The 17,631-nt window shown below is 65.0% G+C and carries 15 protein-coding genes; 3 read left to right on the plus strand and 12 right to left on the minus strand.

Features of this window, described 5'->3' with window-relative positions:
* Nucleotides 1-23: 23 nt before the first annotated feature.
* From G3574_RS09500 to G3574_RS09515, 4 genes are all read right to left on the minus strand, one after another.
* Nucleotides 24-1,529 (minus strand): HDOD domain-containing protein, encoded by a 1,506-nt coding sequence (locus G3574_RS09500; RefSeq protein ID WP_163962378.1) that lies wholly within the window; start codon nt 1,527-1,529, stop codon nt 24-26.
* 3 nt (nt 1,530-1,532) lie between these two features.
* Complete coding sequence (locus G3574_RS09505; RefSeq protein WP_235953249.1) at nt 1,533-3,248, minus strand: putative bifunctional diguanylate cyclase/phosphodiesterase; 1,716 nt, start codon at nt 3,246-3,248, stop codon at nt 1,533-1,535.
* 328 nt (nt 3,249-3,576) lie between these two features.
* A complete protein-coding gene (ssb, locus tag G3574_RS09510; RefSeq protein ID WP_163962380.1) occupies nt 3,577-4,080 on the minus strand; it encodes a single-stranded DNA-binding protein in 504 nt (167 codons plus the stop codon).
* 70 nt (nt 4,081-4,150) lie between these two features.
* A complete protein-coding gene (locus G3574_RS09515; protein WP_163962564.1) occupies nt 4,151-5,350 on the minus strand; it encodes an MFS transporter in 1,200 nt (399 codons plus the stop codon).
* A 133-nt stretch (nt 5,351-5,483) separates the two neighbouring features.
* Here G3574_RS09515 and uvrA point away from each other — a divergent pair, with 133 nt between their 5' ends.
* Together uvrA and G3574_RS09525 are read left to right on the plus strand one after the other, a co-directional pair.
* Complete coding sequence (uvrA, locus tag G3574_RS09520) at nt 5,484-8,342, plus strand: excinuclease ABC subunit UvrA (RefSeq protein WP_163962382.1); 2,859 nt, start codon at nt 5,484-5,486, stop codon at nt 8,340-8,342.
* 5 nt (nt 8,343-8,347) lie between these two features.
* Nucleotides 8,348-8,626 carry an acylphosphatase gene (locus tag G3574_RS09525; RefSeq protein WP_163962384.1) on the plus strand — a complete coding sequence of 93 codons (279 nt, stop codon included), beginning with the start codon at nt 8,348-8,350 and terminating at the stop codon, nt 8,624-8,626.
* A 243-nt stretch (nt 8,627-8,869) separates the two neighbouring features.
* On the opposite strand, the gene G3574_RS09530 is transcribed toward G3574_RS09525, so the two are convergent.
* From G3574_RS09530 to G3574_RS09565, 8 genes are all read right to left on the minus strand, one after another.
* A complete protein-coding gene (locus G3574_RS09530; RefSeq protein WP_163962386.1) occupies nt 8,870-9,961 on the minus strand; it encodes an enoyl-CoA hydratase/isomerase family protein in 1,092 nt (363 codons plus the stop codon).
* Nucleotides 9,962-10,052: 91 nt separating this feature from the next.
* A complete protein-coding gene (hpf, locus tag G3574_RS09535; RefSeq protein WP_163962388.1) occupies nt 10,053-10,400 on the minus strand; it encodes a ribosome hibernation-promoting factor, HPF/YfiA family in 348 nt (115 codons plus the stop codon).
* 92 nt (nt 10,401-10,492) lie between these two features.
* The gene (locus G3574_RS09540; RefSeq protein WP_163962390.1) at nt 10,493-11,974 is read right to left on the minus strand and encodes an RNA polymerase factor sigma-54; all 1,482 of its coding nucleotides are present in this window, start codon (nt 11,972-11,974) and stop codon (nt 10,493-10,495) included.
* A 15-nt stretch (nt 11,975-11,989) separates the two neighbouring features.
* Nucleotides 11,990-12,730, minus strand: coding sequence for an LPS export ABC transporter ATP-binding protein (gene lptB, locus G3574_RS09545; protein ID WP_163962392.1), 741 nt, complete (start codon nt 12,728-12,730; stop codon nt 11,990-11,992).
* Entirely contained in the window at nt 12,727-13,296 is a 570-nt protein-coding gene (gene lptA / locus G3574_RS09550; RefSeq protein ID WP_163962394.1) for a lipopolysaccharide transport periplasmic protein LptA, read from the minus strand. Before lptA ends, lptB begins: the two co-directional genes overlap by 4 nt.
* A 22-nt stretch (nt 13,297-13,318) precedes the next feature.
* Nucleotides 13,319-13,915, minus strand: coding sequence for an LPS export ABC transporter periplasmic protein LptC (lptC, locus tag G3574_RS09555; RefSeq protein WP_163962396.1), 597 nt, complete (start codon nt 13,913-13,915; stop codon nt 13,319-13,321).
* Entirely contained in the window at nt 13,912-14,439 is a 528-nt protein-coding gene (locus tag G3574_RS09560) for a KdsC family phosphatase (protein WP_163962399.1), read from the minus strand. The genes lptC and G3574_RS09560 overlap by 4 nt, the downstream gene beginning before the upstream one ends.
* Nucleotides 14,439-15,467, minus strand: coding sequence for a KpsF/GutQ family sugar-phosphate isomerase (locus tag G3574_RS09565; protein WP_163962401.1), 1,029 nt, complete (start codon nt 15,465-15,467; stop codon nt 14,439-14,441). The genes G3574_RS09560 and G3574_RS09565 overlap by 1 nt, the downstream gene beginning before the upstream one ends.
* 111 nt (nt 15,468-15,578) lie before the next feature.
* Here G3574_RS09565 and G3574_RS09570 point away from each other — a divergent pair, with 111 nt between their 5' ends.
* Nucleotides 15,579-17,567 carry a monovalent cation:proton antiporter family protein gene (locus G3574_RS09570; RefSeq protein WP_163962403.1) on the plus strand — a complete coding sequence of 663 codons (1,989 nt, stop codon included), beginning with the start codon at nt 15,579-15,581 and terminating at the stop codon, nt 17,565-17,567.
* The last annotated feature ends 64 nt before the right edge of the window (nt 17,568-17,631 follow it).

A 17,631-nucleotide genomic window follows, 5' to 3' on the forward strand; every position in this document is an offset into this window, starting at 1 on the left:
CCGCCGCGCTCCGTGACGGGCGGTCAAAGGCCGCCGCGGTTCCAGTCGACGTCGGGCTGCTGCCGGTTCTCGAAGGTGCGGACCACGAGCGAGCGCAGCTCGTTGAGCGGTCCGGCGTCCGCCAGCTCCACCTTTGCCACCGGCAGGCTGGCGTCCCAGTCTCCGTAGATGAAGCCGATCGGATGGCGATGGACGGTCACCGGCAGGACCATGAAGCTGCGCGCCGTCGGCAAGGCCTCGCGCCACCAGCGCGGCACCTTGTTGACGAAGGCCGGATCGCGGGCGTTCTCGACGAAGATCATCTTGTTGTTGGCCAGCGCGGCATGGAAGACGTCCGGCTGGTAGGCGTCGCTGAAGCTCATGCGGCGCATGACGTCTGCGCCGACGTCGCCGAACGACAGCCTGGCGATGTAGGCATGCTTTTCCCGGCTGCGCAGAAAGGCGATGGACCGGCTGAAGCCGAGGCCCTGGTGCACCGTTTCCAGCGCCATGCCGATCAGCTGGCTGAGCGTCGCGTTGGGCGCCGCGCCGCGCATGTCGTTGACGCCGCGAGTGAGGATCTGCACCGCATCGGCCGGCTTGCCGGAAGGCGGCAGCGGTTCTGCCTTGTCGTCGGTACGGCGGGAAGAACGCACCAGCACCGAGTTCTCCTCGGCGGCGTTGCGCTGGGCCGAATCGACGGCCAGCATGACCTGGCTGGCGTCCATGCCGAGCATGTCGGCGTATTGTCCGGCCAGCGACTGCAAGGCGGCCTGGGCGCTCCCGGTTTCGTCGCAGAGGGCGGTTGCGCAGGACGTCGACAGCGTCGAGATCGCCGACAGCCAGTCCGAATGCGCGAGCGGTTCGGCGACCGGGCGCGGCGGCAGGTCCTGCATGGTGTTCACCACCGTGGCGGGCAAGCCCCATTGGCGGGCGGCGTGCTGTCCAATGTCATGGAACAGGATACCGAGCACTTCCAGCGCCGCCGCGTCCTCGGTCATCTTCGCCTCGGTGATCAGGGCGTCGATGCGTTGCCAGCGGTCCGGCAGGTAGAAGGTCACCAGCATGCGTCCCAGCGAATGCAGCATCGCGCACACCACGGCTTCCTCGGCGTCGCGCGAGGGCGCGGACGAGGCTAGCTGGCGGCCGATATGGCCGGCGAGCACCGCCTTTTCCATTTCCGCGCGCGCGGCGGCGGAATCGGACGAAGCCGCCGAGAGGCCGTCGATCAGCTTGAGGCCGAGGGCAAGGTGGCCGATGGTTTCGGTGCCCAGCACGATGACCGCCTTGGAGACGGTATTGATGCCCTGGCCGAAGACCGAGTACATGGCGCTGTTGGCCAGGCGCAGAACCTTCTGCGTCAGGGCCGGGTCCTGCAGCACGGTCTTGGCCATGTTGAATTCGCGCGCCTCGTCGCCGCGCATGGCGCCGACGATGGTGCTGATCACCTTGGAAAAACCGGGAAGGTCGCCGCGCTGGCGGATGCGGGACCAGAGCAGCTCCATGGTGGCGGCGCCGGCGGCATTGGTGTTTGGATCGTCCTTGGTCATGTATTACCGGATCTCGACGGGTTCGACGTCCGGCACTCCAGGTTTGAGAAGCTGAATGATGTCATTGGGCACGAGGGGCCGGCCGGTGAGGTAACCCTGCACCAGGTTGCAGCCTTGCTGCGCGAGGAAGTCGAGCTGTTCCTCGTTTTCGACGCCTTCGGCGACGGTATTGAGGTTGAGGTGGTTGGCCAGGCTGAGCACGACGTTGCAGATCGCGACATCCTTGACCGAGGCCGGCAGGTCCTTGATGAAGGCGCGGTCGATCTTGAGCGTGGCGATCGGGAAGCGCTTGAGATAGGCCAGCGACGAGTAGCCGGTGCCGAAATCGTCGATGGCGATGCGCACGTTCCGCGACAGCATCGCGCTGAGCAGGTGCTCCGCATGTTCCGGGTCGGACATGAGGATGCCTTCGGTGATCTCGAGCAGGAGCTGGTGCGCCTTCAGGCCGGACAGGTTGATGGCCTCGTCGACGATGTCCAGGAACTGGTCGTTGCGGAACTGCCGCGGACTGACGTTGACCGACACGTACAGCGGGCGGCCGGCGATGGCCTCGAACTGCTTGATCTGCACGCACGCCGACTTCAGCGCCCAGGCGCCGAGCAGGTTGATCAGGCCGTTGTTCTCGGCCATGGGAATGAACTGCATCGGCGGCACCATGCCGAGGCCGGGGCGGCTCCAGCGCATCAGCGCCTCGAAGCCCATGATCTGCCGGCTGCGCGCATCGACGATGGGCTGGTATTGCAGCGAGAACTCGCCGTCGCGGACCGCCTGGAACATGGCGGCCTCCATCGACACGTCATGCTCGGGCTGGGTGAATTTTTCCTGGCTGTAGACCACGCAGCGCGCCTTGCCGGTCTCCTTGGCGCGGTACATCGCGGTATCGGCATGCGCCAGCAGCTTGACCTCGCTGTCGCCGTGTTCGGGGAACACCGCCGCGCCGATCGAGGTGCCGACGTAGAGGCTCTGCCCCTGGATCTCGAAGGGCAGCTGGATCATGGAAATCATGCGGCGCCCGACCATCTGGATCTCGGCTTCCGACACCGCGCCGGGCAGGACCGCGACGAATTCGTCGCCGCCCACGCGCGCCAGGGTATCGACATCGCGCAGGGTATCGGCGAAGCGGCTCGCCGCCACCCGCAGCAAGGCGTCGCCCACCGGGTGGCCGAGCGCATCGTTGACCTTCTTGAAGCCGTCGAGGTCCAGCACCAGCACCGCGAAGCCGCGGCCGGTGCGGCGCGCCTGCGCGATCGCCATGCGGATCCGGTCGGACAGCAGGGAACGGTTGGGCAATCCGGTCAATGCATCATGCGTCGCCATGTGGCGCAGGCGCTCCTCGGTCGCCTGCTGGCTCGAGATGTCGCGCCCGACCGCGAGAAGCTCGGCGCTGCCGTCTTCGTTGGCACAGGCCATGAACTGGATTTCCATCCACAAGGTCTGGCTGGCGGCGAGAATGCGGATGTTGATGCGATGCGGGCTGGGGAAGGACGCCGCCTGGGTGAGGGCCAGCGCAATCGCGGAATGGTCGGCCGGCAGGACGATGCTGCTGAAGGGTTTCCCGGCCAGGTCGGCATCCTTGCCGAGCAGGTCGAGGGTGCGCCGGCTCGCGGACAGGATCTGCCCGTCGTCGCTCAACCGGAAGACGATGTCCCCGGCGGCCTCCATGAGGCTGTCGATCTGCGTTTTGACGGCATCCTGGCGATCGCGGCGTAAGGAAAACATGTTGGTATTCTTAGTTTTCGGAAGCCGGCTGAAGGCCATCCGTCAAGGGTCGCGCAACTGCGACTTGCTATAAATCAAAAACCACAAGCCATCTTAGTGCAGAAATTGCTGCGATTGCAAAGAGAAAAAAGAGGGAAAAACACCTGTCCATTCAATTGAAGGCATTTTTGTCTCTTCTCTTCCAGCGAATGTTCAGCTTTGGAACAAGTTGGCCAAGCCGATTGCCAAGGTGGCAAGCCGGGAGGCGCAAAAAAACCCGACGCATGGCCGGGTTTTTTCATTCAGGTGCGGTAGCGTGCGTTGGCGAACCGGACGCCCTGGCAAGCGATCAGAACGGAATGTCGTCGTCCATGTCGCTGAAGTTGGGTGCCGGGCGCGAAGCCGGCGCGGCGCGCGACGCGCCCGCATTGCCGCCGCCCGAGCTTTGGCGAGGCGCGGGTGCGCTGCTGCCGTAGTCGTCATCCATGGGCGCGCCGCCCATGCCGCCGCCCATGCCCTGGCGGCTGCCCAGCATCTGCATCGTGTCGGCGATGATCTCGGTGGTGTAGCGCTCGACGCCATCCTTGTCGGTCCACTTGCGGGTCTGCAGGCGGCCTTCGACGTAGACTTGCGAACCCTTCTTCAGGTACTGGCCGGCGATCTCGGCGAGCTTGCGGTAGAAGGTGATGCGGTGCCATTCGGTCAGTTCCTTCTTTTCGCCGCTGTTCTTGTCCTTCCAGCTTTCCGTGGTTGCCACCGCGACGTTGGTCACGGCCTCGCCGTTGGCCATGTAGCGGGTTTCGGGATCGCGACCCAGGTTGCCGACGATGATGACCTTGTTGACCGATGCCATGTGTTTCTCCTAATGCTGAACTCGAATGATGGTGTGCGATGGGGAGGCGCCGCCTGCGACGGGATGGCGGTCAGGCCCGCGCCCCGCCTGGCTGGGTGGCGCCGCGGCGCGGCAGGTTCCTCATGCTGGCTGCCATTATAAGCCACACCAGCGTCACCGCAGCGCACACGGCGAACACGGCGTAGCCGCCGACATGCTGGTTGAGCCAGCCGCCGAGCGCGCCGCCGCAGAACAGGCCGAGGGCCTGCAGGGTGTTGTACACGCCGAGCGCCGAGCCCTTCGCCGCCGGCGGCGCGATGCGCGACACCAGCGAAGGCTGGGACGCCTCCAGGATGTTGAACGCGACGAAGAAGGCCAGCAGCAGCCCGGCCAGGAACAGCCAGTGCCCGGGCGCATGCAGGAAGACGAAGAAGCCGGCCTGTACCGCCAGCATCAGGCCGATCGCGCCGAGGAAGACCTGCTTCATCTTGCCCTGCTTCTCGCCGACGAACACCGGCGGCAGCATGAGGATGAAGGATGCCAGAACCACCGGCAGGTAGATCTTCCAGTGGTCGGCCACCGGGATCCCAGCGAATTTGACCAGGGCCTGCGGCACCACCACGAACATCGCCATCTGCGACAGGTGCAGCACGAACACGCCATAGTTCAGCCGCATGAGCTCCTTGTCGCGCAGCACCGCGCTGAACGGCACCTTGGGCAGGGCGACCATGCGCGGCGCCGGCGGCACCACGTAGGCCACCACCAGGATTGCCAGCAGCGACAGCACGCCGGTCAGGCCGAAGATACCGCCCATGCCGATCACCCGGTACAGCAGCGGCGCGGCGATGAGGGACACGGCGAAGGTGATGCCGATCGATCCGCCGACCATGGCCATCGCCTTGGTGCGGTGCTCCTCGCGGGTAGCGTCGGCGATGAAGGCGGTGACCGCGGCGGAGATCGCGCCGGCGCCCTGCACCGCGCGCCCGACGATGACCCATTCCAGGGTGGACGCGAAGGCGGCGATGAACGACCCGAGCGCAAACAGCAGCAGCCCCGCGATGATGACCGGCTTGCGGCCGAAGCGGTCGGATGCCGCGCCGAAGGGAATCTGCCCGAAGGACTGCGTCAGGCCATACATGCCCATGGCCAGGCCGATCAGCGTGGCGTTGTCGCCGCCGGGCATGGAACGCGCATGCACGGCGAAGACGGGAAGGATGAGGAACATGCCCAGCATGCGCAGGGCGAAGATGGAGGCCAGCGAGGCGCTCGAGCGCACCTCCTGGGGTGTCATGCGGGTGCTTGGCTCGATGGGAACGGTGGTGGACATGCCAGTTTGGACAGACGATCTCGGCCGGACGCGACCGACTTCAAAACCCGTTATAGTATCAGGTTGACCGAATCAAACCCCAAGATACCCATCGTTCATGGAAGAAATACGCATTCGCGGCGCCCGTACGCACAACCTCAAGAACATCAGCCTTGAGTTGCCCCGGAACAAGCTCATCGTCATCACCGGGCTGTCCGGTTCCGGCAAATCCTCCCTCGCCTTCGACACCCTGTACGCGGAGGGACAGCGCCGCTACGTCGAGTCGCTGTCGGCCTACGCCCGCCAGTTCCTGCAATTGATGGAAAAGCCGGACGTGGACCTGATCGAGGGCCTTTCCCCGGCTATTTCCATCGAGCAAAAAGCCACCTCGCACAACCCCCGTTCCACCGTGGGCACCGTGACGGAAATCCACGATTACCTGCGTCTTCTGTATGCGCGGGTCGGCACGCCGTATTGCCCCAACCATCCGGAGAATCCCTTGTCGGCGCAGTCGGTGTCGCAGATGGTGGACGCGGTGCTGGCCATGCCCGAAGACACCAAGCTGATGATCCTCGCGCCGGTGGTGGCGAACCGCAAGGGCGAGCATGCCGACCTGTTCGAGGAAATGCAGGCCCAGGGCTTCATCCGCTTCCGCATCCAGAGCGGCACCGGCGACGCCAAGACCTACGAGGTCGACGACCTGCCCAAGCTGAAGAAAGCCGAGAAGCACACCATCGACGTGGTGGTCGACCGCCTGAAGGTGAAGCCGGACGCCAAGCAGCGCCTCGCCGAAAGCTTCGAGACCGCCCTGCGCCTCGCGGACGGCCGCGCCATCGCGCTCGAAATGGACACCGGCAAGGAACAGCTTTTCTCGAACAAGTTCGCCTGCCCGATCTGCGGCTACTCGCTGCAGGAACTCGAGCCGCGCCTGTTCTCGTTCAACAACCCGATGGGCGCCTGCCCGGAGTGCGACGGCCTGGGGCACATCGAGTTCTTCGATCCCAAGCGCATCGTCGCCTTTCCCAACCTTTCGCTCGCCAGCGGCGCGATCAAGGGCTGGGACCGGCGCAACCAGTTCTACTTCCAGATGCTGTCGAACCTGGCGGAACACTACGAGTTCGACCTGGACACGCCCTTCGAGGAACTGCCGGAACAGGCGCGGCAGGTGATCCTGCACGGCTCCGGCCGGCAGACCATTCCCTTCACCTACATCAACGAGCGCGGCCGCGCCATGGTGCGCCAGCATACCTTCGAAGGCGTGGTGAACAATCTGCAGCGCCGCTACCGCGAAACCGACTCGATGGCGGTCAAGGAAGAACTGGCGAAGTTCATCAATCAGAAGGCTTGCCCGCAATGCGAGGGCGCGCGCCTGCGCGTCGAAGCGCGCAACGTCAAGGTCGGCACCGGCAAGCAGGAACGCTCCATCCATGAAGTGGCGACCACGCCGCTGCGCGAGACACTCGCCTTCTTCGAGAAGCTCAAGCTGACCGGCGCCAAGCGCGAGATCGCCGACCGCATCATCAAGGAAATCGTCTCCCGACTGAAATTCCTGAACAACGTCGGCCTCGACTACCTGTCGCTGGAACGCAGCGCCGACACGCTGTCGGGCGGCGAGGCGCAGCGCATCCGCCTCGCCTCGCAGATCGGTTCCGGCCTCACCGGCGTGATGTACGTGCTCGACGAGCCCTCCATCGGCCTGCACCAGCGCGACAACGACCGCCTCATCAACACCCTCAAGCACCTGCGCGACATCGGCAACAGCGTGCTGGTGGTGGAACACGACGAAGACGCGATCCGCTGCGCCGACTACATCGTCGACATGGGCATCGGCGCCGGCGTGCACGGCGGCGAAGTCATCGCCAAGGGCCCGCTGGACGACATCCTCAAGCACAAGAAATCGCTGACGGCGAAGTACCTGAACGGCACGCTGGCGATCCACGTGCCGAAGAAACGTACCGCGCCCGATGCCGAGCGCCGCCTCGTGATCACCGGCGCGACCGGCAACAACCTGCGCAACGTCACGATGGACCTGCCGGTCGGCCTCCTGACCTGCGTGACCGGCGTGTCCGGTTCGGGCAAGTCGACGCTGGTGAACGACACGCTCTACCACGCCGCCTCGCGCCACCTGTACGGCTCGCAGGCCGAACCCGCGCCCTACGAAACGATTTCCGGCCTCGAGCATTTCGACAAGGTGATCAACGTCGACCAGGCGCCCATCGGCCGCACGCCCCGCTCCAACCCGGCGACCTACACCGGCGTGTTCACGCCCATCCGCGATCTGTTCGCCACGGTGCCGACCTCCAAGGAACGCGGCTACAGCGCCGGACGCTTCTCCTTCAACGTCAAGGGCGGCCGCTGCGAAGCCTGCCAGGGCGACGGCGTGATCAAAGTCGAGATGCACTTCCTTCCCGACGTCTACGTGCCTTGCGACGTCTGCCACGGCAAGCGCTACAACCGCGAGACGCTCGAAGTGCACTACAAGGGCAAGAGCATCCACGAAGTCCTGGAAATGACCGTCGAAGAGGCGCACGAATTCTTTAAGCCGGTACCGGTCGTGGCGCGCAAGCTGCAGACCCTGCTCGACGTGGGCCTGGGTTACATCCGCCTCGGCCAGAGCGCGACCACGCTGTCGGGTGGCGAAGCGCAGCGCGTCAAGCTCTCGCTCGAACTCTCCAAGCGCGACACGGGACGCACGCTCTATATCCTCGACGAGCCGACCACCGGCTTGCACTTCCACGACATCGACCTGCTGCTGAAGGTGATCCACCGCCTGCGCGACCAGGGGAATACCGTGGTGATCATCGAGCACAACCTCGACGTCATCAAGACGGCCGACTGGCTCGTCGACCTTGGACCGGAAGGCGGCGCGGGCGGCGGCCAGATCATTGCCGCCGGCACGCCGGAAGACGTGGCGAAGAGCCCGCTCAGCCACACCGGCAAGTATCTCGCGCCGATGCTCGCCACGAAGAAGAAGTAAGCCGCATGGCCAGGCATCTCGTCATTACCGGGAAAGTGCAAGGCGTGGGATATCGCGCTTCGTTCGAATCCGAGGCGCGGCGGCTGGGGTTGTGGGGATGGGTGCGCAACCGGACGGACGGCTCGGTGGAAGCGATGGTGGATGGCGAGGCCCGGGCGCTTGAAGCGATTCTCGCGTGGGCGCGGCGCGGGCCGGCTTCTGCACGGGTGGATGACGTGGTAGTGGAGGAAGTCGGCGACGCGGGTATCACGCCTGGGCGGTTTGATGTGGTGGCGACTGGGTAAAAGGTCGCTTCTCCTCCAGCGCGCTTAGCTCCCCCTCTTTCAGGGCGCTTAGCTCCCTCCCTTTCAAGAGGAGGGTTGGGGTGAGGATGGGGTTCCGGCGCGAGCAAAGGACAGCGTTGATATAACCGGCGAACTTAATGCTGTTCTTTAGGTGCGGCCGACCCCCATCCCCACCCTAACCCTCCCCTTGAAGGGGAGGGAATGCGGCTCGCCTTCGGCATTGCGCTCATAAGGTCGCGGGAGTTACTCCAACCCCCGCAACGGATGCGCATGCCCCGGCCACGGGCTGTCAAAGAACCCCGCCACCATCTCCGGCGTCACCTCCTCCACCGACCCTGGATTCCACCTCGGCGCATTATCTTTATCCACCACCAGCGCCCGCACGCCCTCCAGCACTTCGCCATGCTCGAAGGTACGCCTGACCAGCGTACGCTCCACCCGCAAGCACTCCGCGAGCGACATCGACGCGCCGCGCCGCAATTGCTCCAGCGTCACGCACATCATCAGCGGCGAGCGCTTGCGCATGATGTCCAGCGTCCTCTGCGCGAAGGGATCGTCATCGCCGGCCAGCGAGGCCATGATGTCCGCCACGGTATCAAAGGCGAAATGCCGGTCGATGCGCTCGCGTTGCGCGGCAAGGATGCCCTTGCCGGCAGCGCCGGCTTCCCGATGCGGCGCGGCGAATTCGCGAAGGGCCGCGCGGATGTCGGACGCGTTCGTGCCGTCCAGCAACTCCATCATTGCCGGCAGCCGGTCGGAGGGAACGAAGACATCGGCGAGTCCCGCCGCAATGGCGTCGGCCGCGCCGATGGTTTCGCCGGTCACGCCGAGATAGGTGCCGATCTGCCCCGGCGCGCGCGACAGGAAGTAGCCGCCGCCGACATCGGGAAACAGGCCGATGTTGACTTCAGGCATGGCGATCTTGCTGCGCTCGGTGACGATGCGCAGGCGGTTCGCCTCGCCGCCTTCCGCCACGCCCATGCCGCCGCCCATGACGATGCCGTCCATGATGGCGACATAAGGCTTGGGATAATGATGGATCAGGTGGTTGAGGGAATACTCTTCGGTGAAGAAGTCTTCCAGCAGCGCGCTGCCGCCCTGCGGCGTCTTCGTGCCGGCGTCGTGGAAGAAGCGGATGTCGCCACCGGCGCAGAGCGCGCGTTCGCTGGTGCTGCGGATCACGACGGCCTGCACGCCGGCGTCGTCGCGCCAGGCCAGCAGCGCGGCGGTGATCGCGCGGACCATGTCGAGCGACAGGGAGTTCAGCGCCTTGGGGCGGTCGAGGATGATGTGGGCAATGCGGTTCTTGATCTCGGTCTTGACGAATGCGGACATGGGAAGTTTCTGGAGATGGCGACACGCAATTTTAAAGTGCAAACAAAAAGGGCGCATCGCTGCGCCCTTGATGGATGACTGCCTTGGTGGATCAGGCGGGAACCTGGGTGTCCGGCATGCGCTTGAGCGTCTCACGCTGGTGGTTCTGCAGCTTGTCCTTGTATTTGATGACCTGACGGTCGAGCTTGTCGATCAGGGCATCGATCGCGGCGTAGAGGTCTTCCGCGATGCTTTCGACGTGGATGGTGTTGCCACGCAGTCGAAGGTTGATTTCGGCTTTCTGCCGCTTTTCTTTCTCGGGGAGCTTTTCGACGGCCAGGATGACCGCCACATCAATGACATGATCGAAATGCCTTTTGATTCGCTCCAGCTTGGCCTGCACGTACTCGCGAATGGCGGGGGTCAGTTCGAGGTGATGTCCACTGATTGTCAGATTCATACAGCGCTCCTATATGGGCGTCGCCGGCGGTTCGCGACGTGTCGCCGATGCGGTCAGAACCACGCCGGGAACACGGCAACAACAACACAAAACTACAGGGATTTGCGGAGATTGACAGGAGGAATCTTCAGGGCTTCCCGGTACTTGGCGACCGTGCGTCGCGCGACGACCATGCCTTGTTCCCCCAGCATATCCGCGATCTTGCTATCCGAAAATGGATTCTTGGGGTCTTCAGCTCCTATGAGTTGTTTGATCAGCGCCCGGATCGCGGTGGAGGAGGCTTCTCCTCCTGCTTCCGTGGCGACATGGCTACCGAAGAAGTACTTCAACTCGAACATGCCGTGGGGTGTCAGCATGTATTTCTGAGTTGTTACACGAGAAATTGTGCTCTCGTGTAATCCCAGTGTATCAGCAATTTCGCGCAACACAAGGGGGCGCATGGCGACCGCGCCGTGGGTGAAAAAATTGCGCTGGCGGTCGACGATAGCCTGCGCCACGCGCAGGATGGTGTCGAAGCGCTGGCGCATGTTCTTGATCAGCCACTTGGCTTCCTGGAGCTGGGAAGAGAGCGAGCCCTCACCCTTGTTCTGCTTGAGGATGGTGGCGTACAGCGCGTTGACCCGCAGGCGCGGCATGACGTCATGGTTGAGCATGACCTGCCAGCCGTTCTTGGTGCGCTTGACGATGACGTCGGGAACGACGAAGTCCGAGGCATCGGAGGCATAGGCCGCGCCGGGATGCGGGTTGCAGCGCTTGATGATCACCTGCGCCTCGCGCAGGTCTTCGTCGTCGCAGTCCAGCGCCTTCTTGAGCTTGTTGAAGTCGCGCTGGGCGAACAGGGTGAGATGCTTTTCGACGATGTCCAGCGCTCGGCGGCGCGTGACCAGCGCCACCTTGGGCATGCGCCGGATCTGCAGCGAGAGGCACTCCGAGGCATTGCGCGCGCCCACGCCGGCCGGCTCGAAGCTTTGCACCAGCTTCAGCGCCACCTGCAGTTCGTCGAGGTCGATCTCCAGCTCCTCCGGCAGGCGGGCATGGATTTCCTCGATCGGCTCTTCGAGGTAGCCATTGTCGTCGAGCGCGTCGACGATCAGTTCCACCAGTGCGCGGTCGCGCTGGCCGCGCACCGTCAGCCGCATCTGTTCGAGCAGGTGTTCGCGCAGCGTGGTTTCGTGGGCTTCGAGCTGGGGCCGGGCATCGTCGTCCTCGGGCGCCTTGGAGGTGCGCGCGACATCGTCGAAGCTCCATTCGCCCTCGCTCGCGCTGCCCGCCTCGCCATCGCCGCCATTCTCGAAATTGCCGCCCTCCTCGCCGCCTTCCGGTGCGGAGGAAGCGGACTCCTGGGCAGGCGCTTCCGACGGCGCCGACGAAGGCGTGATCGCGCCGTCCGCCAGCAGGCGCACCGAGTTGTCGAGGGGATCGTCCACGCGTTCCAGCATGGGATTGTCGGACAGGATCTGTTCCAGCTCCTGGTGCAGCTCGAGCGTCGACAGTTGCAGGAGCCGGATCGACTGCTGCAACTGCGGCGTCAGCGCAAGGTGTTGCGATATGCGAAGTTGGAGAGTCTGTTTCATGACGTCATGTCTTCCCTACATCCGGAAGTGTTCACCGAGGTACACGCGCCGCACGGATTCGTTGGCGATGATGTCGTCCGGCCGGCCGCTCGCCAGCACCGAGCCCTGGTTGATGATATAGGCCCGGTCGCAGATGCCCAGGGTTTCGCGCACGTTGTGGTCGGTGATCAGCACGCCGATGCCGCGTTCCTTCAGGAAGCGCACGATGCGCTGGATCTCGATGACCGCGATCGGGTCCACGCCGGCGAAGGGTTCGTCGAGCAGCACGAAGCGCGGATTGGTGGCGAGCGCGCGGGCGATCTCCACGCGGCGGCGTTCGCCGCCCGACAGGGACAGCGCCTGGTTTTCGCGCAGCTTCTCGATCTGCAGCTCGGACAGCAGGGTGTTGAGGCGCTTCTCGATGTCGGACGAGGAAATCGGCTTGTCGTCGACCCGCTGCAGTTCGAGCACCGCGCGGATGTTGTCCGCGACCGTGAGCTTGCGGAACACCGAGGCTTCCTGCGGCAGGTAGGACAGCCCGAGCGTGGCCCGCCTGTGGATGGGCAGGCGCGAGATCGGCACGTCGTTGAGGTGGATCTCGCCGGCATCGGACGGCACCAGGCCGACGATCATGTAGAACGAGGTCGTCTTGCCCGCGCCGTTCGGCCCGAGGAGGCCGACCACTTCGCCGCACTCCACTTCGAGCGAGACGTCCTGCACCACCTGGCGCGCGCCGTAGCTCTTCTGCAATCCCCGTGCGACTAGGGTGCTCTTCATTGCTTGTCCTTCTGCTCGCCTGGCTTGGCTTCGGTTCTCGGCTGGATCACGGCCTTGATCCTGCCGCCGCCCGGCTTGCTGCTGCCATTGGCGGTGTTGTTGACGGAAAAGAATTCGGCCCGGCTGTCGTAGGAAATGAATTCGCCCTCGACCTCGTCGGTGGGCCGGGTGCCTTCCAGGCGGCGCATCTTGGCTTTCGAAAACAGCTTCACCAGTTCCGCGCGGCCGTCGTACTCGATGCGTTCGGCCTGGCCTTCCACCCACTGGTCGCCCGGGCCATCGCGCTTTTGCCGGAACGTCGCCAGCCCGCCCTGCGGCGCGAGCAGGGTGGCGTGCTGGTAGCCCGCCGGGTCCTGGGTCACGATCAGCTTGTTGGCCCGCATGATCAGGGTGCCGCGCGTGAGGATCACGTTGCCGGTGAAGGTGTTGATCTGCTTCACGTCGTCGTAGGCCATCTGGTCCGCTTCGATGTTGGTCGGTTTTTGAGAGTCTGCTTTCTCGGCGCGGACGCTGACGGCGGCGGTGGCGGTCAGCAGGGCCAGAAGGAAGGAGACGAAAAGTTTCATGGACATTCCCGGATAAGCAGTATTACCTGATTTGGCGCGTCGCAGGTTGATACGTGCCATGGACATTGTTGAGGAGCCGGAGCTCGCGGGTGGCATTGTTGGCGACCATGCCCACGCCGTTCAGCACCGCTTCCCCCGAGGTAATGACCACCGGCTTGTCGGTCTTCATCACGTCGTCGTCGGGCAGCACCAGAAGGTAGTCGGAACGCAACTGCAGGGGCCGGCCGTCGGCGGTGGCGGGGCGGTCCATCTGCACGTGGTCGTACATGTGCACTTCGCTGTTGTCGTTGCTCACGTGCGCGCGGTCCGAGCGGATGCTCATCGGCGAAGCGGACTTGCCGGTGGTGCGGATGACGGGATTGCGGATGTCGTAGGAGTCGTCCCGCGGATTGTGCGTCAGGCGTTCGCCGGCGAAATGGTATTGCGCCCGGCCGTCCGGCGCGAGCTTCACGTAGCTGAACTTGTCGATGTAGAAATCCGGCTCGACCCGGACTTTGTCGGGTGTCGCCTCGCCGGCCGAGCGGCGCAGGACTTCGAGCAGCCAGAAGCTGCCCAGTGCCAGGGCGATCACGGGCGCCAGAAGCAAGAGGAACCGGATGATGCGGGTCGATTCGTTCATGCCAGGTAGGGCGCGAGCGCCTTGTCGTAGTTGCCCTGGGCGCGCAGGATGAAGTCGCACAACTCCCGCGCCGCGCCCTTGCCGCCCGCGGCCTGGGTGACGTAATGCACCCGGCTCTTCACTTCGGGATGGGCGTTGGGCACGCTGGCCGCGAAGCCCGCGCGCAGGAGGATGGGCAGGTCGATCACGTCGTCGCCGACGAAGCCGGATTCCGCGGCGGCAATGCCAGTGTCGGACAGCAAGGTCTCGAAGGCGGCCTTCTTGTCGTGCACGCCCTGGTAAAGGTGGGCGATGCCGAGGTCGGCGGCGCGCCTGGCCACGAGTTCGGACTTGCGCGCGCTGATGATGGCCGTGGCCACGCCGGATTGCTGCAGCAGCTTGATGCCGTGGCCGTCGAGCACGTTGAAGGTTTTGATCAGCTCGCCCTGGGCGCCATAGTGCAGGCTGCCGTCGGTGAGGATGCCATCGACGTCGAAGATCATCAGGCGCAGGCGCGCGGCCCGTTCGATTGCGCTGGCGTCCATCAGATCACCTTGGCGCGCGTAAGGTCGTGGATGTGCAGGGCGCCGACCAGCTTTCCGTCGCCATCCGCGACCAGCAGCTGGTTGATGCGGAACTGCTCCATGATTTCCACCGCCTCGACCGCGAGCTGGTCGGGGTGGATGGTGCGGGGGTTGGCGTGCATCACGTCGGCGATGCGGACCCGGGTGAAGTCCTGCACGGTTTCGAGCAGGCGGCGCAGGTCGCCGTCGGTGAAAATTCCGGTGACGCGGAAGCCGTCGTCCACCACGGCGGTCATGGCCATGCCCTTGCGGCTAATTTCGCCGAGCGCCTGCGGCAGGCTGGTCTCGGCCTTGACCGCCGGAATCGCGTCGCCCTTGCGCATGACGTCGCGCACGTGGGTCAGCAGGCGCCGGCCCAGCGCGCCGCCCGGATGCGAGCGGGCGAAGTCTTCCTCGCGGAAACCGCGGGCGTCGAGCAGGGCGACCGCGAGCGCGTCGCCGAGCGCCAGGGTGGCGGTGCTGCTGGCGGTCGGCGCGAGGTTGAGCGGGCAGGCTTCCTTGTCGACATGCACGTTGAGATGGATGTCGGCAAGCTGGCCGAGGCTGGACGCCGGATTGCCGGTCATGGCGATCAGCCTGGCGCCCATGCGCTTGACGATAGGAATGATGGACAGGAATTCCGCGGCTTCCCCGGAATAGGAAATCGCGATCATGGCGTCGTTTTCGGTGATCATGCCCAGGTCGCCGTGCAGCGCCTCGGCGGCATGGACGAACAGCGCCGGCGTGCCGGTCGAGGCCAGGGTGGAAGCGATCTTGCGGGCGATGTGGCCCGACTTGCCGATGCCGGAAACGACCACCCGGCCGCTGCAGTCCAGCAGCGTGGCGACGGCGCGGGCGAAGGCTTCGCCCTCGTCGCTTTCGAGCCGCTGCTGCAGGGCGAGGATGGCATCCGCCTCGATGCGCAGCGTCTCGGCCGCGAGCGCGCGGGCGCGCGTCAGCGTGGTTGAATCAAAAACTTTCGGCAGGCTTTTTGCATGGGGTACACTCATGCGGGAAGTATAAACGAAGTTGGAAAGCAAAAAATCTGCCAGTGGTAACAAAAACCGCGGCTTTGACCACACTCAACCCACCGGCAATCGGGTCTTGTCTTTGCACGAAGCATGTTCTCTCCGCTTGAACTAACCCTACTTCTCCTGTTGGCCGCGGTTCTGGGCGTCGTGGCCTTCCGCATGCTGCACCTGCCGCCGATGCTCGGCTACCTGGCGGTCGGCATCGTCATCGGTCCCTTCGGCCTGGGACTGGCGGAACAGAACGCCACCACCCACATCCTGGGCGAGTTCGGCGTGGTCTTCCTGATGTTTTCGATCGGCCTGGAGTTCTCCCTGCCCAAGCTGTCCGCCATGCGCAAGACGGTATTCGGGCTGGGGATGGCGCAGGTGCTGCTTACCATCGGCGTCACCATGGTATTCGGCTGGAGCACGGCCTGGCTGCTGCCGCAGCTGGTCGACATCAGCTGGCGGGCGGCCTTCGCGCTCGGCGGCGCGCTCGCCATGTCGTCCACCGCCATCGTTTCCAAGATGCTGACCGAGCGCCTGGAACTCGAAAGCGAGCATGGCCGGCGCATCATCGGCATCCTGCTGTTCCAGGACTTGGCGGTGGTGCCGCTGCTGATCCTGGTGCCGGCACTGGCCAACAAGTCGGGCGACCTGATGGCGACGCTAGCGCTGGCGTCCATGAAGGCGGTGATCGTGCTGGTGCTGCTGCTGGTCATCGGCCAGCAGCTCATGCGCACCTGGTTCCATATCGTGGTCAAGCGGCGTTCGCAGGAGCTGTTCATGCTGAACCTGCTGCTCATCACCCTGGGCGCGGCCTGGATCACCGAGCTTGCCGGGCTGTCCATGGCGCTGGGCGCCTTCGTCGCCGGCATGCTGATTTCCGAGACCGAATACAAGCACCAGGTGGAAGAAGACATCAAGCCCTTCCGCGACGTGCTGCTCGGCCTGTTCTTCATCACCATCGGCATGCTGCTCAACCTCAAGCTCATGGTGCACAACGGCTGGCTGGTGCTGCTGCTGCTCGCCGGGCCGGTGCTGCTCAAGTTCGGCATCATCGCCGGCCTGGCCCGGCTGTTCGGCGCTTCCACCGGCGTGGCGCTGCGCACCGGCCTGGCGCTGGCGCAGGCAGGCGAATTCGGCTTCGTGCTGCTCAACCAGGCCGGCGGCCTGCAGCTCATGGATCCGATGGTCATCCAGCTCATCCTCGCGTCCATGGTGCTGTCCATGCTGCTGGCGCCGTTCATCATCGAGAAGTCGGACGCCATCGTGCTCAAGCTGTCGGCCAACGAGTGGATGATGCAATCGCTCGCCCTCACGCAGATCGCGACGCGCACCATGACCACCCAGAAGCACGTCATCATCGCCGGCTTCGGCCGCAGCGGCCAGAACCTGGGACGGCTGCTGGAAGAAGAAGGCATCGCCTACCATGCGCTCGACCTCGACCCCGACCGGGTGCGGGAAGCGCAGGCCGCCGGCGCGAACGTGTCGTTCGGCGATGCGGCGCGCCGCGAAAGCCTGGTGGCCGCCGGCATCCACCGCGCCTCGGCGCTGGTCGTGACCTACGCCAGCACGCCGTCCGCGCTCAAGGTGCTGCATTTCGCCCACGAGCTTGCCCCCACCCTGCCCGTGATCGTGCGCAGCCACGACGACACCGACCTCGACAAGCTGCGCAGCGCGGGCGCGGCCGAGGTGGTACCCGAGGCGATCGAAGGCAGCCTGATGCTGGCGTCCCACGCGATGGTGATGCTGGGCGTGCCGCTGCGGCGCGTGGTGCACCGGGTGCAGGCGGCGCGCGACGAGCGCTATGCCTCCTTGCGCGGCTACTTCCACGGCGTGGGCGACGCGCCCGACGACGCCGAGCACCTGCATGTGCGCCTGCATTCCGTGGTGCTCAACGAGGGCGCCCGGGCCATCGGCAGGACCCTCGAATCGCTGAAGCTCGCGGAACTTGGCGCGGAAGTCACGATCCTCCGGCGCGGCAAGGCCCGCATCGACCTGAGGCCCGGCGTGGCATTGCAGGAGGGCGACATTGTGGTCCTGCGCGGCGCGACCGACGGCGTGGCTAGGGCGGAAGCGCGCCTGCTGAAGTCCTGAACCGGGAACGGCGCCAGAGCCCCCGGGCCGGAAGCGCGAGAACGCCGAACGCGACTTCTCGCTA

It is taken from the genome of Noviherbaspirillum galbum, assembly GCF_010974945.1.
GTDB lineage: Bacteria > Pseudomonadota > Gammaproteobacteria > Burkholderiales > Burkholderiaceae_D > Noviherbaspirillum > Noviherbaspirillum galbum.